Origin of the sequence: Rhizobium sp. P44RR-XXIV (assembly GCF_001999485.2) — a bacterium.
Classification (GTDB): domain Bacteria; phylum Pseudomonadota; class Alphaproteobacteria; order Rhizobiales; family Rhizobiaceae; genus Rhizobium.
Map to the genome: position 1 here is coordinate 562,171 of NZ_MPVZ02000026.1, position 16,854 is coordinate 579,024.

At 60.0% G+C, this 16,854-nt stretch carries 17 protein-coding genes and 1 pseudogene; 5 read left to right on the forward strand and 13 right to left on the reverse strand.

Features of this window, described 5'->3' with window-relative positions:
- Positions 1-9 precede the first annotated feature (9 nt).
- Both BSK43_RS11590 and BSK43_RS11595 read left to right on the forward strand, forming a co-directional pair.
- Positions 10-756 carry an SDR family oxidoreductase gene (locus tag BSK43_RS11590; protein ID WP_077472493.1) on the forward strand — a complete coding sequence of 249 codons (747 nt, stop codon included), beginning with the start codon at positions 10-12 and terminating at the stop codon, positions 754-756.
- A gap of 101 nt (positions 757-857) precedes the next feature.
- Complete coding sequence (locus BSK43_RS11595) at positions 858-1,331, forward strand: VOC family protein (RefSeq protein WP_077472492.1); 474 nt, start codon at positions 858-860, stop codon at positions 1,329-1,331.
- A gap of 84 nt (positions 1,332-1,415) precedes the next feature.
- Here BSK43_RS11595 and BSK43_RS11600 read toward each other — a convergent pair whose 3' ends face one another.
- Entirely contained in the window at positions 1,416-1,853 is a 438-nt protein-coding gene (locus BSK43_RS11600) for a VOC family protein (protein ID WP_077472491.1), read from the reverse strand.
- 377 nt (positions 1,854-2,230) lie between these two features.
- Between BSK43_RS11600 and BSK43_RS11605 the strand changes: the two genes are divergently transcribed.
- Positions 2,231-2,977 (forward strand): metallophosphoesterase family protein, encoded by a 747-nt coding sequence (locus BSK43_RS11605; RefSeq protein ID WP_077472489.1) that lies wholly within the window; start codon positions 2,231-2,233, stop codon positions 2,975-2,977.
- A 25-nt stretch (positions 2,978-3,002) separates the two neighbouring features.
- Here the strand turns inward: BSK43_RS11605 and BSK43_RS11610 are convergent, their stop codons facing one another.
- From BSK43_RS11610 to BSK43_RS11635, 6 genes are all read right to left on the reverse strand, one after another.
- Positions 3,003-3,425, reverse strand: a complete 423-nt coding sequence (locus BSK43_RS11610; protein WP_077472488.1) for an ASCH domain-containing protein — start codon at positions 3,423-3,425, stop codon at positions 3,003-3,005.
- Between the two features lie 123 nt (positions 3,426-3,548).
- The gene (locus BSK43_RS11615) at positions 3,549-6,707 is read right to left on the reverse strand and encodes an efflux RND transporter permease subunit (RefSeq protein WP_077472487.1); all 3,159 of its coding nucleotides are present in this window, start codon (positions 6,705-6,707) and stop codon (positions 3,549-3,551) included.
- Positions 6,708-6,729: 22 nt separating this feature from the next.
- Positions 6,730-7,878: an efflux RND transporter periplasmic adaptor subunit gene (locus BSK43_RS11620; protein WP_068394742.1), complete on the reverse strand. Its 1,149-nt coding sequence runs from the start codon at positions 7,876-7,878 to the stop codon at positions 6,730-6,732.
- A 61-nt stretch (positions 7,879-7,939) separates the two neighbouring features.
- Positions 7,940-8,548 carry a TetR family transcriptional regulator gene (locus tag BSK43_RS11625; protein WP_068394741.1) on the reverse strand — a complete coding sequence of 203 codons (609 nt, stop codon included), beginning with the start codon at positions 8,546-8,548 and terminating at the stop codon, positions 7,940-7,942.
- 229 nt (positions 8,549-8,777) lie between these two features.
- A complete protein-coding gene (locus BSK43_RS11630) occupies positions 8,778-9,278 on the reverse strand; it encodes a hypothetical protein (protein WP_246662534.1) in 501 nt (166 codons plus the stop codon).
- Positions 9,279-9,377: 99 nt separating this feature from the next.
- Positions 9,378-9,809 (reverse strand): OsmC family protein, encoded by a 432-nt coding sequence (locus BSK43_RS11635; RefSeq protein WP_077472486.1) that lies wholly within the window; start codon positions 9,807-9,809, stop codon positions 9,378-9,380.
- Between the two features lie 364 nt (positions 9,810-10,173).
- Here BSK43_RS11635 and BSK43_RS11640 point away from each other — a divergent pair, with 364 nt between their 5' ends.
- Positions 10,174-10,968: a FadR/GntR family transcriptional regulator gene (locus BSK43_RS11640; protein ID WP_077472485.1), complete on the forward strand. Its 795-nt coding sequence runs from the start codon at positions 10,174-10,176 to the stop codon at positions 10,966-10,968.
- A gap of 31 nt (positions 10,969-10,999) precedes the next feature.
- A complete protein-coding gene (gene dgoD, locus BSK43_RS11645) occupies positions 11,000-12,148 on the forward strand; it encodes a galactonate dehydratase (protein ID WP_068394738.1) in 1,149 nt (382 codons plus the stop codon).
- A 418-nt stretch (positions 12,149-12,566) separates the two neighbouring features.
- On the opposite strand, the gene BSK43_RS11650 is transcribed toward dgoD, so the two are convergent.
- From BSK43_RS11650 to BSK43_RS11675, 6 genes and pseudogenes are all read right to left on the reverse strand, one after another.
- Positions 12,567-13,283 carry a Bax inhibitor-1/YccA family protein gene (locus BSK43_RS11650; protein ID WP_068394737.1) on the reverse strand — a complete coding sequence of 239 codons (717 nt, stop codon included), beginning with the start codon at positions 13,281-13,283 and terminating at the stop codon, positions 12,567-12,569.
- A gap of 22 nt (positions 13,284-13,305) precedes the next feature.
- Positions 13,306-14,076: an anti-sigma factor gene (locus BSK43_RS11655; RefSeq protein WP_068394736.1), complete on the reverse strand. Its 771-nt coding sequence runs from the start codon at positions 14,074-14,076 to the stop codon at positions 13,306-13,308.
- Entirely contained in the window at positions 14,063-14,602 is a 540-nt protein-coding gene (locus BSK43_RS11660; protein WP_068394735.1) for a sigma-70 family RNA polymerase sigma factor, read from the reverse strand. The genes BSK43_RS11655 and BSK43_RS11660 overlap by 14 nt, the downstream gene beginning before the upstream one ends.
- Positions 14,603-14,666: 64 nt before the next feature.
- Positions 14,667-15,590, reverse strand: a pseudogene (locus tag BSK43_RS11665) (bestrophin family ion channel).
- 129 nt (positions 15,591-15,719) lie between these two features.
- Positions 15,720-16,466 (reverse strand): peptide-methionine (S)-S-oxide reductase MsrA, encoded by a 747-nt coding sequence (gene msrA, locus BSK43_RS11670; RefSeq protein ID WP_077472484.1) that lies wholly within the window; start codon positions 16,464-16,466, stop codon positions 15,720-15,722.
- 121 nt (positions 16,467-16,587) lie between these two features.
- Entirely contained in the window at positions 16,588-16,797 is a 210-nt protein-coding gene (locus tag BSK43_RS11675) for a SlyX family protein (protein ID WP_077472483.1), read from the reverse strand.
- Between the last annotated feature and the right edge of the window lie 57 nt (positions 16,798-16,854).

Sequence of the window (16,854 nt, forward strand, 5' to 3'; positions counted from 1 at the left end):
GAACCAGTCTTGCAGACCAGCACTATTCAAACGAGCAATACACAGGCTCAGTCATTCCAGGGGCAGAACATCGTCATCATCGGCGGCTCGTCGGGCATCGGCCTGGCGACGGCAAAGCAGGCAAAGGATGCCGGCGCAAACCTCTTTCTGATATCCCGCAATCCCGAGCGTCTTCGGGAAGCCGCCGAAGCGATCGGTGGCGCGACCGAGATCGTCGCTGATATTGCCGCCCCACAGCCGACGATATTTGCAGGGATCGACAGAATCGATCATCTGCTGATCACGGCCGGGACGGTGCATTTGCAGCCGCTCAAGGATCAGTCGGAGACGGATCTCTCGAAGGTCATCAGCGAACGACTGGTCGGACCTTTGCTCGCCATCAAGGCAGCGCTTCCACTCCTGCATCCGGCAAGCTCGATTACCATGACCTCAGGACAATTCGCCTCCCGCCCCGCCGCCGTCGGTGCGGTCGTGGCAGCCGCCGTCGCCGCGGTCGAAAGCACGGTTCGCGCCCTCGCCCTCGAATTGTCGCCGATGCGCATCAACGCGGTTTCGCCGGGATGGGTGGATACCCCGTTGCTCGACGGCATTATGGGCGAAGCCAAGCGGCAAGTGCTCGAGCAGACTGCCTCGACGCTCCCCAGCCGCAATATCGGCCGGCCAGAGGATATTGCGCAGGCCATCCTCTTCCTGATGGCCAACCGCTTCGTGACCGGAGAGATTCTGCACATCGATGGTGGCGGCCGCCTAGTATAGCCGTTGACGATCTGCATGGGTTCGAAAAAACTTCGCAAGCTTGTCGGGCTTGGCGCCACTCGTTCGTCCTAGGAACATCCAACGAGAGAGAGGAGTACCCAATGTCGAAGATTGCCCCGTGCCTGTGGTTTGCACGAGAAGCGGAGGAAGCAGCGAACTTCTATGTTTCGATCTTTCCGGATTCCCGGATCGATCATGTACAGAAGAACATTGTCGATACGCCGGCAGGCAAACCCGACGAGGTTCTGGTTGTCAACTTCACGCTTGCCGGTCAGCGCTTCATGGCGCTGAACGGCGGCAGCCGCGTCGAGTTCAATCATGCGATTTCACTGGAAATAGATTGCGCCGATCAGGCCGAGGTCGATCGCCTCTGGAATGGGCTTTGCGATGGCGGAGCACCTGTGGAATGCGGCTGGGTGACGGACCGCTACGGCGTCTCCTGGCAGGTCGTGCCAACGGTGCTTGGCAAATATCTGGCCGACCCCGATACGGCAAAGGCTGCCCGCGTCATGCAGGCCTTGATGGGGATGGTCAAGCTCGATATTGCTGGCCTGGAAGCCGCATATCGGGAGTGATGCGCGAGCAGTTTCGAACCTGGAAACGCGGTCGCCGTCGTGTGGATAAATCTACGCGACGGCAACCGAAAGGAACTCTTATAGTCAAGTCCGCTCCTGCCGCAGCCGGGCGATCGCCTGAAGCTGCAGCGCCTTCTCGCCAAGCTGCATCAACTCAATACGATTGCCTTCTGGATCGGCAATCCAGGCCTGGTAGTTGTGATCGACGCCGAGCTTCTTTTCGGAGGTAAGCGTGACGCCCTTTGCGGTGAGTTCGGCAATGGCGCCATCGATATCGTCCACTTCCAGGCAAAGATGGTTGAAGCCGACATTGGCGAATGGCGGCGCGCTGTCGCCCACCGCATCCGGAAACAGCTCGATATATTGCGTGTCGGTGATACGCAGATAGACGATCCAGAGCCGATCGTCGCGCTCCAGCCGGAACATCTCGTCAAAGCCGAGCTTGTTGACATAGAAGTCGAGCGAGCGCTCGATATCCTTGACGCTGACGGCGACGTGGCCGATCGATTTTACGTGCTTCACTATGTACCTCCTTCTTGGATCGTTTCCCGCAGCCAGAACCATCAACGGCTTCGGCAATCTCCTCCCAGCCAGCCGTGAAGCAAAACTGCCCCGAGGCTCGACCATTGGTGAGATCATTGGCACCGTCAAGCCATCGCACATTCCCGTTGCAAGATGTTCCGAGATGCTTGCCGCGATCAAACGGACGCCTCGCCACACCTAACGTCCTCCGTCTTTTAGGCGCATCAGGGACCGTTGGCTGTGACAGCCCGCAATATCACTCAAGAACTGGAAATTACTTACATATTTTTAAATGATCATATCGCTGTGCCAACGCTTGCGGACGGCAAAGATCGGGCTATTTTATCGGCCTTTCACCGGGGAAAACGGCGAAGTTCATGGAACAATCCCAACGCACACGCATCAGCCTTTCCGCACACGACTACACGGCCATCTACGCGCTGAGCGACATCCATGGATGTTACCATCCCATGGTGAAAGCAGAAAAGCGCATCGTCGAAGATGCCAGCACCCTTCCCGGCCGAAAGCTGCTGATGTTCCTCGGTGATTACGTCGATCGTGGCCCGCACTCCAGCGATGTGCTGTCGCATCTTTGCGCACCGCCGCCGGAGGGCTTCGATCGCTACGTGCTCTGCGGCAATCATGACGATGTCTTCCTGCGCTTTCTCGATAACCCCGAGGCCAATCGCCACTGGCTGGATTTTGGCGCGCTGCCGACACTCGCATCCTATGGCATCGATGCGAAAGAGCTGCTGGCACAAGGCCGCAGCATCAGGGAGCTGCGCGATCTCACGCTGAAGGCGATGCCGGCGGCGCATGTCGATCTGCTGCGCTCCCTGGCCGGCGCCGTCACCGTCGGCCCGCTCCTCTTCGTCCACGCCGGCATCCGTCCGGGCATACCGCTCGCGGATCAGACAGATGAGGATCTGATGTGGATCCGCGAGCCATTCTTGTGGGATGGCCCGCAGCTGCCGCTTCTGGTGATCCACGGCCACACGCCGGACTCCCAGCCCGTTTTCGGCAAGGATCGTATCGGCATCGACACCGCCATTTCCATGGGCGGAACCCTGACGATCCTTAAGCTCGCCGACGGCAAGCCGACAATCCTGGAATCGTCCTCCTGAATTATTCTTCGAAGAGGCAAGCTATCTAGAGAGCTAAAGGCTGATCCAGGATCGCAACGAGACGGAAAGTCTCGCACCATAGCATCATCGCCGGTTCAAACCCGCCTGTCTCCTCGAAATAGGAGCGGTGCGCGCGGCGCCAATATTCGAGGCTCAGATCGCCTTCGCCTTCACTATGCGCAAAGGCTTCACCGACCTGATCAAAGGGCCGTTGCTCCAGGGATACGGTCTCTATGATCGCCCTCGGCACGCCTTTACCGTCGCACACGACGGATCGCTGACCGATCTCGGTCAATTGCCCATCTCTAACAGACCAACACGTTCCGGTCTTCTTACCCTCTAAAACCAGATCGAGCAGTTCATCGGCCAAAGCAGGGCTATTGCCAAACGAGAAGCGTTGCAGCGATTGCCAATCCAGCTTGGAACTATTGTCTGTATCTGCCGTCATCGGAACCGCCGCGTCTGCAACCGACCCGTCTTCGAGATCGGGCCGGGAATGAGCAACAGATACAGACAACAAAAAAACAAAGCTACCCTGCACTGTAATGGGAGTCAGACTTAGACTGCCCCCTTATTCCGCCGCCATCGACGGCGGGAGGTGGAGAGCGTTCTCGTCGTTGTCCTCGACCTGATCCTTCGCCGGTGGCTCCGCCGCCTTGTTCTTCGGTTCGCGACCGAAGAACAAGGCATAGCCGGCAGGCAGGACGAAGATTGTCAGGATCGTCGCCACCAGGATACCACCCATCATAGCGTAGGCGAGCGGGCCCCAGAAGACGCCGCGCGAGATCGGGATCAGCGCGAGCACCGCCGTCAGCGCCGTCAGCATGATCGGCCGGAAACGACGAACGGCCGAGCCGATGATCGCCTCCTTCCGATCCATGCCCGCCGCGATATCCTGGTCGATCTGGTCGACGAGGATGATCGAATTGCGGATGATGATGCCGAGCAGCGCGATGACGCCGAGGATCGCCACGAAGCCGAAGGGCGCGCCGCTGATGAGCAGAGCCGCGGCAGCCCCGATGATGCCGAGCGGACCGGTCGCCAGCACCAGCATCGCCTTGCCGAAGTGCTGCAGCTGTATCATCAGCAACACGACGATGATGACGAGCATGATCGGCGCCTTGGCGGCAATCGAAGCCTGGCTTTCGGCGCTGTCTTCGGCACCGCCCTGGATCTCGATCTTGTAGCCGGCCGGCAAGCTGTTTCTGAGATCCGCCATGTCGTTATAAAGCTTGGCGGTCACGTCGTTCGACTGCACATCGTCAGGCAAGGTCGCCCGCACGGTGATGGTAGGCAGACGGTCGCGTCGCCATTCGATGCTCTGCTCCATGACAGGCACGATCTTGGCGACCTGCGACAGCGGCACGAACCCACCGCTATCCGTCGGGATATAGATGGAATTGACCGAGGTCAGCAGATGGCGGCTTGCGTCCGGCTCGCGGGCAACGATCCCGACGGTCTCTTCGCCTTCGCGATAATTGTCGAGCGTGAAGCCGGACATCGAGGCCTGCAGCATCTGGCGAATGCGTTGCGAGGTAACGCCGAGCACACGGGCGCGGTCCTGGTCGATCACCAGCTTCATCGCCGGTACCGGCTCAAGCCAGTCGTCGTGGATGGCGCCGAGCAGCGGATTCTGGGCGAAGCGCTGCTTTACCTGGTCGGCAATCTGACGAACCTCCTGCCGATCCGGACCCATGACGCGCAGCTGTACGGGCCAGCCAGTCGGCGGACCGAGGAACAGGCGGTCGACCTTGCCACGGACGGACGGGAAGTCTGCGGCCAGAATGCCACGCAGCTTGGTGATCAGACGCTCACGAGCCGGCTCGTCCTTGGCCATGACCAGCATCTGGGCATAGTTCGGATTGGTGAGCTGCTGGTCGAGCGGCAGGAAGAAGCGCGGTGCGCCCTGCCCGACATAAGTGGCGATGAAGCGCTTGTCCGGATCGTCGGCCATGCGCGATTCCAGCGCCTGGGCCTGCCGTTCGACTTCCTTGATGCTGGTGCCCTCAGGCAGCCACAGGTCGACGAGAATTTCAGGACGCGACGACTGCGGGAAGAAGTTCTGCGGAATGAACTGGAACGACCAGAGGCTGCCGACGAAGGCGGCGATCGTCAGAAGCAGAACGATGACGCGGTGGCGCACGGCCCAAGCAACCGAGGAGTGCAGGCGGCGATAGAAGCGCGTATCGAACACATCATGATGCTCACCGGCATGGTGCCGCTGCTTGAGGATCATGTAGCCGAGCCATGGCGTGAAATAGACGGCCACGAACCAGGACACCACGAGCGCGATGCCGACGACATAAAAGAGCGAACGGACATATTCGCCCGCCGTCGATGCCGCGAAGCCGACGGGAATGAAGCCTGCCGTGGTGATCAGCGTGCCGGTCAGCATCGGGAAGGCAGTCGAGGAATAGGCGAAGCTGGCGGCATCGAGCTTCACCAGCCCCTCCTCCAGCTTGCGCTCCATGAGCTCGACCACGATCATGGCGTCGTCGACCAGCAGGCCGAGTGCGATGATGAGCGCTCCGAGCGAGATGCGCTGCAGGTCGATGCCGAACTCGTACATGATGGCGAAGGTTGCGGCCAGCACCAGCGGAATGGCGATAGCGATCACCAGGCCCGAGCGCCAGCCGATCGACAGGAAGGAGACGATCAGCACGATGACGAGAGCTTCGCCGAGCGCATGCATGAATTCGCTGATCGCGTCGGTGACGACATCCGGCTGATTGGCGATCTGGTCGACCTGAACGCCGACCGGCAGCGATGCTTCGAAGCGCTTGTAGGTTTCCTCCACCGACTTGCCGACGTCGGTCACCTTGTAACCGTTGGCCATGACGACGCCGAGCTGCACGCTGGCGTGACCATTGTAGAGGAATTTGGCGGTATAGGGGTCCTGTAGCCCAGCCGTGACGGTGGCGATATCGCCGAGGCGTGTCACCTGGCCGCCTGCGGTCAGCCGCAGGTTCTTGATGTCTTCGATCCTGTTGACATCGCCCTCGACGGAGATGCGCACCGAGCGTGTGCTGGTATCGACGTTGCCAGCCGGATCGACATTATTCTGGCCGACGACGGCATTCTTCAGGTCGTTGAGCGTCAAGCCGCGCTCAGCCAGTACCTTGGAGGAGACATCGATATAGATCTGCTCGGCCTGGTCGCCGATGATGGTGGCCTTCTCGACACCTGGGGTCGAGAGCAGCATATCCCGCGCCTGGATGGCAAATTTCTTCAGCTCCGGATAGGAATAGCCGTCGCCGCTGATCGAATGCAGCGTGATGAAGGTGTCGCCGAACTCATCGTTAAAATAAGGGCCGAGCAAGCCGGAGGGCAGTTCGTTGCCGATATCGCCGACCTTCTTGCGGATCTGGTAGAAGGCGTCCTTTACCTCAGCCGTATTGGTGTCGCCCTTGATCTGGACCGTCGTGATGGCAAAGCCGGCGCGGGTATAGGATTTGACCCAGTCGAGATGCGGCGTTTCCTGCAGCTTGCGCTCGATCTTGTTGACCACCTGGTCTTCCATGTCCTGCAGGGAAGCGCCGGGCCATACGGTCTGAACGACCATGACACGGAAGGTGAAATCCGGATCTTCCTTCTGACCCATGTGGGTCAGGCCGAGCGCGCCTGCGATGATGATGAGACCGAACAGGAACCGCGCAATGCTCGGATGGCCGATCGCCCAGCGCGACAGGTTGAACCGCTGCTTCCCACCGGAAGTGTTGTTGATGGACATGGTTTCGCCCTCTCGATCCGGATCAGCGTACGACGTCCGCCGAAGCGGAATTGGTGTCTGCGGAGGCCTGCTGAGCTGGAGCAGCCGGAAGCTTGACCTTCATGTTCTCAGTCATGAATTGCGTGCCCGCCGCGACGACGACGTCGCCGGTCTTGAGGCCATCGGCAATGCGCACGCCGTCATCGGCGAAATCGGCGACCTTGATGGCACGGGAATGCACGGTGCCGGCATTGCGGTCGACAAGCCAGACGATCTGTTGCCCATCCTTCTGGGCAAGGGCGCTCAGCGGAATGGAAACATAGGGTTGGGTGTTGTCGGCGAGCGCCTCGATGGTCGCCGTCATGCCGAGCAACACGCGCTGATCGGCCGGCAGGCTCACACGCACCGCGAAGGTGCGCGACTGATCGGCGCTGCCGGACACTTCCCGCACCTTACCGTCAAGCACCAGCGCGTCGTCGGACCAGAAGCGCGCCTTGACGGCCTTGCCGACCTTGAACTGCGCGATATCCATTTCCGGCACAGCGATCAGCACTTCCTTTTCGCCATCGACGGCGACGGTGATGACGGGTGTGCCGGAACTGACCACCTGGCCGACATCGGCGTTGATTGTCGTCACGATCCCGTTCATGTCCGACGTCAGATCGCTGTAGGCGACCTGGTTCTTCGCCTCGGCGAGCGCCGACACTGCGGAATCTCGTGTCGAGGACGCCTGATCATAGGAGAGCTCGGCCTGTTCGAGCTGCGATTTGGAGCCGACGTTCTTGTCGAAGAGCTTCTGGGCACGGTCGCGGGCAAGCTCGGTCGTCTGGACCTGCTTTTCAGCCGAATCCAGGTCCGCCTGCGAGCGGCGCACCGCCAGAACGTAGTCGGTGGAGTCGATGCGGGCGAGCACATCGCCGGGCTTGACCTTCTGGCCGATATCCACCTTGCGCTCGACGATCTTGCCGCTGACGCGGAAACCGAGGTTCATGTCTGTCCGTGCCTTGACGGAGCCGGAATAGTCGAGCTTGCGTGTCGTGTCAGCCTGAGCGATCTCGACCACTTTTACCGGCCGGACCACCTCCGCCGCCTCTTCCTTCTTCTCATTGCAGCCCGCAAGCCCGAGCCCCAAGGCGGCAAAGAAAGCCGCACCGGCAACGGTCCGTAGGGTGTTGGTCGTCAGCGAAACCATGTCGCTCTCCTAAAGTCGAACAAAAGAGTGGGGGCACGCCGGCCATCCGGCGCACGAACTGCTATTTCTTCAATGCCCTGATGACGAACTCGACGAGATCCTCGGGCTTGGCCTGGTATGGCTTGGCAAGGCATTGCGCCACCATCTGCGGATGACAGAGATCGACGGTCGCGGCAGCGAAACACCTCGCCGCAACAACCGGATCCTGCTCGACGAACTCGCCGGCAGCGATCCCTTCGGCGATGATCTCGGCAATAAGATCCTGAATACGCTCGATATGCTTTTCGATGACATGCCAGTCCCGCTCGATGGCAATGACCACCATCTCATGGACCTTCTGCTCGTCGAGCATGGTCTCCAGCGTCATCTTGTATTGAGCGAGCACATAGGTTCGCAGCCGCTCGGATGCGCTGATCGGCTGATTGCGGATATTGAGGGCCATCTCGTAGCTCTGCCCCAACATGCGCCCGCACAGAGCCTGGTGAATTTCGATTTTGGAGCCGAAGAACCGGTAGATGTTCGCCGTCGACATGCCGAGATCGCGAGCGATATCGGCAACCGTCGTCTTGCTGTAGCCGTAGTAGCGAAAGAGCCTTTCGGCCGCTTCGAGAATGCGCGCGATGTTTTCCTCTCGCGCTGGATCGGCGCTGATATCGGGAAGATCGAGCATGATTTGAACCTGATGATTTACGAGTGACGATTTTCAATTTTCGTCACTCGTAAATCATCATGACGTCCATGTCAAGAAACCACCCGCAACTGCAGGCGGTTTTTAGACGCTAATCAATAAACCAAGGATGCGCCGAACAACCTGAAACAAGGGTTAAATCATCGACAACACGCCCGACCGAACGACCGGATGTGTCCGACATTTTGTCGCAGGAGCCTTTAGCCCGAGATCAGACGCCCAGAAGCGTGGGGCGGAAGCGGCGGATACTGAAATAGCCGACAAGCATACAGGCCACCAGCAACGCCACCTGGGCGGCCAGTATCGGCGGCTCGTTGCCATTCGGTGCCAGTGCGTTGAGCACGGGTATCTTCTGGAACGACTGGATGATCAGCACGAGACAGTTGAAAAACAGGAGCACCATGGCGCCGATGATGAAGACCGGACGCCAGATGCCGGCAAGATGAAAGCGGTAGCGCGCCAGTGCGGTCGGTATGAAGATGAGAACGCAGAGACTGCCAACGATGATGCCGGCGTAACGACATGAAACGGAAAGAGAAAACCCGTCAGGCTGGTGAGAATGGTCGTGACCATATAGACCAGCGTCGACCGTCCATGAGGATCGGCGGTGAGAAAACCCGCAGCAACGATAATGCCGCTGATGATGGCGATCAGGCTTATGACGACGTGAATCAACAAAATTCCAGACATTTTTGCCCCTCTCATCGGGCATTACATCCTGATGAAAATGACAGCCCAATGCCCGGAATAGCTAATATACATGAAGCGCGCCGCGCGATCCAGCGCGGCACGACACCCGTGAAAGTCCGTTTTACGCGGCGTGAACTTCCAGCGAAATCGGAACGGAAGCCAGCGCCTTCGAAACCGGGCAACCGGCCTTTGCCTTGTTCGCAAGCTCGGTGAAAGTGGCCTCGTCGGCGCCCGGAACCTTGCCGGTCAGCGTCAGATGGATTGCGGTGATGGCAAAGCCGCCTTCGACGCTTTCAAGCGTGACCTTGGCCGTCGTTTCCATGCTCTCGGCGGTGAAACCGGCCTCATTGAGGATGAGCGACAGGGCCATGGTGAAGCAGCCGGCATGCGCAGCACCGATCAGCTCTTCCGGATTTGTGCCGGCGACGCCTTCGAAACGGCTGGCGAAACCATAGGGGTGATGATTGAGCGCGCCGCTTTGCGTTGAGATCTGGCCCTTGCCGTCCTTCAAGCCACCAGCCCATTGAGCCGAACCTGTACGATTGATCTGCATATCGTCCTCCTTGTCGTTGAAATGAGCTTCGGAAGCGTAATCCTCGCCTCCCGCGATGATCCGGCGGCAAAAGCATTCATGCCAGCCGCACGGGCACCATAGTCCTTCTATCCCTCGAAGACGACGCCGCCGTAACAGGACGGGCGTCGTCTTTGACAAAGCGCGGCGAGGCGGATTGTTCCCGCTGACAACACGTAGGCTTTTAAATCATCATACAATAAAGTTGCCAATGTATGATGATTATCGTATATTGAGGTCGACACGCTCACAAAGCCTGACTGGACATCGGCTGCATGGAAGACCCACCTGCCTCTTGTCGGGAAAGGCTCCCCGGGGACATGCGGGATCGAGTGGAGGAGATAGGGTGGAATCGCTCGAAAGACAGGAGCATGGCTCGTCAGCCCAGCCCGCGCGCCGCCCGCGCGTGCGCAGGAACGTGACGGCGTCGATCGCCGAAGACATCTGCTCCGAGCGCTATCCCTCGGGATCGATCCTGCCGCGCGAAAACGATCTGTGCGCGATTTATGGCGTCAGCCGCACGGTCATCCGCGAATCCCTCAAGGTACTGGAATCGAAAGGCCTCGTGCGCGGCAAGCCGCGTATCGGCACCACGGTCTGCGACAAGGACGACTGGAACATCCTCGATCAGGACGTGCTGGAGTGGATGGGCCCCTATATCGCGCAGTTCGATATTCTCGGTTCCATTCTGGAAGCCCGGCGCACCATCGAGCCGGCCGCCGCCGAATATGCCGCAGAGCGTGCCACCGCTCAGGAAATTGCCGATCTCGACAATGCTTGGCGGCAGATGCGCGATAGCAGCGACGATCCGGAGGGCTTTACCGAAGCCGATGTGACCTTTCACAAGGTGCTGCTGAGCGCCAGCCACAACCAGGTGTTCCGCCGCCTGTCCAGCGCCATGCATGCTGGCCTCAAATATGCCCTGCACGCCTCGAATGTCGCCGCCCACAGCCGCGACGAGGCAATTATCGTTCATGGCGAGCTGGTGGAGGCGTTGCGTCTGCGCAATCGCACCGCCGCCCGCGACTGTGCCCATCGTATGCTCGATCTCGCCGCCCGCGATCTCGCCGTCGAACGACGGCTGGAGGATGGCCGGAGGATCAAACCAGAAACCTCGAAATCCGCGGCTGCTGACCGCTGATATCATCCAAAGCCGAAATGGAAACCTACCCATGAAGATCACGAAACTGACGACCTACATCGTGCCGCCGCGCTGGCTGTTCCTGAAGATCGAGACGGATGAGGGCATTATCGGCTGGGGTGAGCCGGTGGTCGAAGGCCGGGCACTGACCGTGCAGGCGGCAGTCCACGAGCTGGAAGATTACCTGATCGGCAAGGATCCCTTCCTGATCGAAGACCATTGGAACGTCATGTACCGCGCCGGCTTCTATCGCGGTGGCGCCGTGCACATGAGCGCCATCGCCGGCATCGACCAGGCACTCTGGGACATCAAGGGCAAGGCGCTCGGACAGCCGATCCACTCGCTGCTCGGCGGCCAGGTGCGCGACAAGATCAAGGTCTACTCCTGGATCGGCGGCGACCGCCCCTCCGACGTCGCCAACAACGCCAAGGAAGTCGTCGCCCGCGGCTTCAAGGCGATCAAGCTGAATGGCTGCGAGGAGATGCAGATCGTCGACACCTACGACAAGGTGGAGAAGGCGGTCGAGACCATCGCCACCATCCGCGAGGCGATCGGCCCCTATATCGGCATCGGCGTCGACTTCCACGGCCGCGTCCACCGCCCGATGGCCAAGGTGCTGGCCAAGGAGCTTGAACCCTACAAGCTGCTGTTCATCGAAGAGCCTGTTCTCTCGGAAAACCGCGAAGCATTAAAGGAAATTGCCAATCATTGCTCGACGCCGATCGCGCTCGGCGAACGCCTCTATTCGCGTTGGGACTTCAAGCAGGTCCTGTCGGACGGCTATGTCGATATTCTGCAGCCGGATCTTTCCCATGCCGGTGGCATCACCGAATGCCGCAAGATTGCGGCCATGGCGGAAGCCTATGACGTGGCGCTGGCGCCGCATTGCCCGCTCGGGCCGATCGCGCTTGCCGCCTGCCTGCAGGTCGATGCCGTCAGCTACAATGCCTTCATCCAGGAACAGAGCCTCGGCATCCACTACAACAAGGGTAACGACATCCTCGACTACATCTCCAACAAGGAAGTGTTCCAGTATGCCGACGGCTTCGTCAGCATTCCTCAGGGACCAGGCCTCGGCATCGAAGTCGACGAAGCCTATGTCATCGAGCGCGCCAAGGAAGGCCATCGCTGGCGCAACCCCGTCTGGCGTCACGAGGACGGCAGCGTCGCCGAGTGGTAGGACCACGGTGCGGCTCTGACAAACGAGGGGCCGCATACCTCCAATGAATCAAGGGCCCGATAGCAGCTAGCTAGCGCTATCGGGCCCTTTCTTTTAAACGGTGCTCTCTTAGTCCGGCACCTTTCCCCTTGCCGCGCTGCGGCGAAGATGGCTGCAAAACCGGTGCTTCATCGAGTGGGCTTGCCACCCTCGATACCGCGAGGAAGATCTTGCCGCTCGTCGCCATGAGCCGGCCGCTTCGATCGCAACTCCAGTTTTCCAATCCCCCAAAAAAGTTGCGCCTGCAGTATCGGCGCAGATACTGCAGGCGCTTCATGCGTCTCAACAAGCCCCCAGGGAGACGCATAACCCGAGCATGATCACCAAAAGCGTGGAGTGCCTTTCGGGTCCGACCATGCCCAAGCCGGTGATTTCAAAACTACTCCCGCTCGCCGGTGAGGTTCAGCAGCAGCTGGAAGATGTTGACGAAGTTCAGGTAGAGCGACAGGGCACCGAAGACGGCGAGCTTCTGCTGCGATTCCTGATCATGGTTCTCGGCATACTGTTCCTTGATGTTCTGCGTATCCCAGGCGGTCAGGCCGACGAAGACGACGATACCGATCACCGAGATGGCGAACTGCAGGGCGCTGGAGCCAAGGAAGATATTGACGATGCTGGCGATGATCACACCGAACAGGCCCATCATCAGGAACGAGCCGATGTTGGAAAGATCACGCTTGGTCGTATAGCCGTAGAGGCTGGTCGCGCCGAACATGGTTGCAGCGATGAAGAAGGTCCGCGCGATGCTCGTGCCGGTGAAGACCAGGAAGACCGAAGCCAGCGACAGGCCCATGACCGCACAGAACGCCCAGAACATCATCTGCGCCGTGCTTGCCGACATGGTCTGGATACGGAACGAGAAGAAGAACACGAAGGCGAGCGGCGCCAGCATGACGACCCACTTCAGCGGCGTCTGGAAGATCGGCACATAGAGCGCCGGCGTCGTGCCGACCACCATGGCGACGATACCCGTCAGCACCAGGCCGATGCCCATGTAGTTGTAGACGCGCAGCATGTGCTGACGCAGACCTTCGTCGAAGAGCGCCTGCGAGCCGGCGGCGGCTCCCGCGCCGTATCGCGGATTGGTCGGGTTCATGCTCGTTCTCCTTTAATTCGAACTAGTACAGGCTGCGGGCAAGCTTTTCGGCATCGCCGTCGAGCTGCGCCGCCTGGCCATTGCCGATCAGCGCATAGGCAACTTCACCGATCTGCCAATAGGCAGCCTGAACATCGTCACGCTTGATGTGACTGACGTCCTTGACGGCGAAACTTCCCGGGCGAACGGCGAAAAGTGACAAGTGACCGTCCTTGCCGGCATCGACCATCATTTCGACGCTCGGACCGAACTCGGATGGATAGATCTGGGCATCGGTTACGCGCCAGTCACCCGGCAGTTCCGGCAGGACGATCGCCGTCGATGCGCGGATTTCTTCCGGATTGTAATTCGTGGCCGCCGATTGCGGCTTGATCTCTTCGCGCATGGCCGTCGTCTTGTAGGCCTGCACCGCGTCGTCGACGAAAGCCGGCGGCCGTGTGGAAGCGCTGACTTCGCTCGCGGTAAACGCGCCGAAGGATGTATGCGCCACCCAGCCGCTCGCCACCAGCACGGCAACGGCTGCAACACGCTGGAAAGATGCCAGCATGCGTCCATAGACCAGTCCGCGCTCCAGCCGCCTTGCGGCCTCGCGGGTCTCGGCCCTGAGCACATGGCTCTCGCCGGCCAAGGCCATGCGCAGCTCGCCACGGATACTCATATCCGCCATCACCTTGGCGGCGATCTCCGGACGCTCCGAGAGATAGGATTCCACCTCGACACGGCGCGCAACCGACAGCTCGCCATCGACATAGGCATCGAGATCGGTATCGATGATCGGATCAACCGTTTTCATTGCCGCCTCCCTCGATAAGCCTGAGATGTGAAACCTTGGAGGTAGCCTCCTCGAAATTGCGCAGGCTCGCCCGGGCCCGCGAAATGCGGGACATCAGCGTGCCGACAGGAATGCCAAGCGCGGACGCCGCTTCCTGGTAGGAAAGATCTTCGATCGCCACGAGGTGCAGCGCCTCGCGCTGTTCCTCGGGCAGACTGAAGAAGGCCTCGCGTACCTGGCTCAGACGAACCGTATGGTCCTGGGACGCGGGCAATGCTGTTTCAAGCTCGGCCGCCGCCTCTTCATGGCGACGGTTCAGCGATTTCTTCTGACGCAGGCGGTCGATATGCACGTTGTGCAGGATCGACAAAAGCCAGGTGCGCAAGTTGCCGCTGTGACGGAAAGAAGCCTTGCGCTCATATGCCTTGACCAGCGCGTCATGCACCAGATCTTCGGCCTCGTCCGCATTGCGCACGAGCGAGCGGGCGTAACGTCTCAGCGAACCGAGCTGCCCCAAAACATCGAATGTGCGTCCTTTGCGATCCATACACCTATATACGGAAGCACTCCGGATTCTATTCCATGGCTTTTCGATTTTTTTTGCCGATGGCCTACATCAGCACGAAATCCTGGGGCTGCGGCAGTGCCGGCAGATCGGTTTCGCCGAGCGCTTCACGCAGATTGATCTCGATCGTATCGGCAAGGGCGCCGATGGCGAGCGCGTTCGGACGATGGCCGAAAGGATCCTCCAGTTCGTCTCCCAGCGCATCGAGCCCGAAGAAAGTATAGGCGATGAGAGCGGTGACGAAGGGCGAGCCCCAGCCGAGCGTATCGACGAAGCCGAATGGCAGCAGGAAGCAGAAGAGATAGGCGGTGCGATGCAGGAGCAGCGTATAGCCGAACGGCAGCGGCGTATTGCGGATGCGCTCGCAGGCGGCCTGGACCGCACCCATCTGGCCGACACTGATATCCAGCATCTAATACTGGATATCCGAAATCGCGCCGCCTGCCTTCAGGCGTGCGAGATCGGCTGACATCAGGCGCAGGATGAGATCGGGTCGGTTCTGCGCGGCGTGATAGAATTCAGCCTCGCTCGAGGTCAAAAGCCGCATCACCTTGTTGTCGTCACTGCCCGGCCGGAGAAGGCAGACCAGCGCCTGCGCAAAGGCCATGGTCAGGCGCAGCAGGGTCTTTCGCGCTGCGATACCGGCCTCACCGCTCGCTTCAAGGATCAATGTCTGACGGGCAAAGCCGCGCGCGACATAGACGAGCTGGCCCCAGTCGCGACGCCCCTCCCACCAGCGGTCATAGGCGGCATTGTTGCGGAAGCCGAGGAAGATCGAAAGCGCGATGCCGAGCAGGGAAAGCGACGAGCCGTTGAAGGAAACGACCAGGTTCGGCCGCTCCTCATGTCCCCAGACAATGAGGGCCGACAGCAGGAAGATGACGACGATCTGCGGCAGAATGCGCCGAATGACCGAACCGCGCACTATGAAGAAAAGCTGGAAGAGATTCGGCCGGTCGCGGACGATCATGACAAAACGCACTCTCGATGAATGACTGATGGGCCAGCAATACACCAGACGAGCCGCGAGTAACGAGCATTTCTTGCAAGGCGGAGCTGACCGGCGGGCATCGCTCGCCGGTCGCTCATCCCACATCGGTCAGTTGGCGCTGGCCGTCACCAGAACCGGTTCGGCGCGATAATCCTTGGGAAAGAGATGCTGAAGATTCTTGATCTTCGGCAGGTCGTTGATGACGATATAGGGATAGGTCGGATGTGTCGTCAGGAAGTCCTGATGATAATCCTCGGCGGCGTAGAACTGTCTGGCCGGCTCGATGCGGGTGACGATCGCGGCGTCAAAGGTCTTGGCCTTGTTGAGCTGCTCGATATAGGCCTTGGCGACATCAGCCTGCTCCTGCGTCGCCGGGAAGATAGCGGAACGATATTGCGTGCCGGTATCCGGCCCCTGATAGTTCAACTCGGTCGGATCATGCGCGACTGAGAAATAGATCTGCAGCAGATGTCCGTAGCTGACCTTGTGCGGATCGAAGACAACGCGCACGGATTCGGCATGGCCGGTATCGCCATTGCTGACCAATTCGTAGTGCGCGGCATCCTTGCCGCCGCCGGCATAACCTGAGGTGGCGCTGATCACGCCGTTGACATGCTGGAACACACCCTGCACGCCCCAGAAGCAGCCGCCCGCAAGCACGATGGTCTCGGTGCCGGCCGAGCCAGCCTTCTCGTCCACGCTCGGTGCGGGAATGACACGCGCATCCTCGGCAGAAGCCCGGCTGACAAATTGCAGCGCGATGCCGCCGACAAGGACCGCTGCGGCCGTGAGGCCGGCGAAGCGAGTGATGCGTGCCGAATAGTTGCGGATCATGTCCGTCGATAAAGTCTTCATGATGATTTCCTCTCGACCGAGATAGTAGATGCTCCGGTCACAAGGAAATACGGGAAGACTGGCGCATTTGTTACACACGCCCGCGTGAAACACCGAAACGTGAACGAGGTATCAGCGCAGATCAGTAATGCGGCGGCTTTGTAATGGCCGGCGCGTCGAGCGACTGCTCCTCCAGCGTCAGGAACCGCTCGGTCAGCCGATCGAGCTTCTGGCGCGTCTGCTCGACGACCTTCCATTGCTCCGCAATCTGGTCGGACAGCTCTTCGATGATCTTCGCCTGATGGGCGACCGTTTCCTCGAGTGTCGTGATGCGGTTCTGTTCGTCTGACATGTCCAATCCTCTTCGGCAGCGATCTATACCACCCGGGCCCGGCGCGTACAGACCTCA

Bases quoted from the DNA above. Each gene is read 5' to 3' on its own strand.
- BSK43_RS11595 (WP_077472492.1), top strand. From the start codon at position 858: ATGTCGAAGATTGCCCCGTGCCTGTGGTTTGCACGAGAAGCGGAGGAA.
- BSK43_RS11605 (WP_077472489.1), top strand. From the start codon at position 2,231: ATGGAACAATCCCAACGCACACGCATCAGCCTTTCCGCACACGACTAC.
- BSK43_RS11610 (WP_077472488.1), bottom strand. From the start codon at position 3,425: ATGACGGCAGATACAGACAATAGTTCCAAGCTGGATTGGCAATCGCTG.
- BSK43_RS11615 (WP_077472487.1), bottom strand. From the start codon at position 6,707: ATGTCCATCAACAACACTTCCGGTGGGAAGCAGCGGTTCAACCTGTCG.
- BSK43_RS11620 (WP_068394742.1), bottom strand. From the start codon at position 7,878: ATGGTTTCGCTGACGACCAACACCCTACGGACCGTTGCCGGTGCGGCT.
- BSK43_RS11625 (WP_068394741.1), bottom strand. From the start codon at position 8,548: ATGCTCGATCTTCCCGATATCAGCGCCGATCCAGCGCGAGAGGAAAAC.
- BSK43_RS11630 (WP_246662534.1), bottom strand. From the start codon at position 9,278: ATGCCCGATGAGAGGGGCAAAAATGTCTGGAATTTTGTTGATTCACGT.
- BSK43_RS11635 (WP_077472486.1), bottom strand. From the start codon at position 9,809: ATGCAGATCAATCGTACAGGTTCGGCTCAATGGGCTGGTGGCTTGAAG.
- dgoD (WP_068394738.1), top strand. From the start codon at position 11,000: ATGAAGATCACGAAACTGACGACCTACATCGTGCCGCCGCGCTGGCTG.
- BSK43_RS11650 (WP_068394737.1), bottom strand. From the start codon at position 13,283: ATGAACCCGACCAATCCGCGATACGGCGCGGGAGCCGCCGCCGGCTCG.
- BSK43_RS11655 (WP_068394736.1), bottom strand. From the start codon at position 14,076: ATGAAAACGGTTGATCCGATCATCGATACCGATCTCGATGCCTATGTC.
- BSK43_RS11660 (WP_068394735.1), bottom strand. From the start codon at position 14,602: ATGGATCGCAAAGGACGCACATTCGATGTTTTGGGGCAGCTCGGTTCG.
- msrA (WP_077472484.1), bottom strand. From the start codon at position 16,466: ATGAAGACTTTATCGACGGACATGATCCGCAACTATTCGGCACGCATC.
- BSK43_RS11675 (WP_077472483.1), bottom strand. From the start codon at position 16,797: ATGTCAGACGAACAGAACCGCATCACGACACTCGAGGAAACGGTCGCC.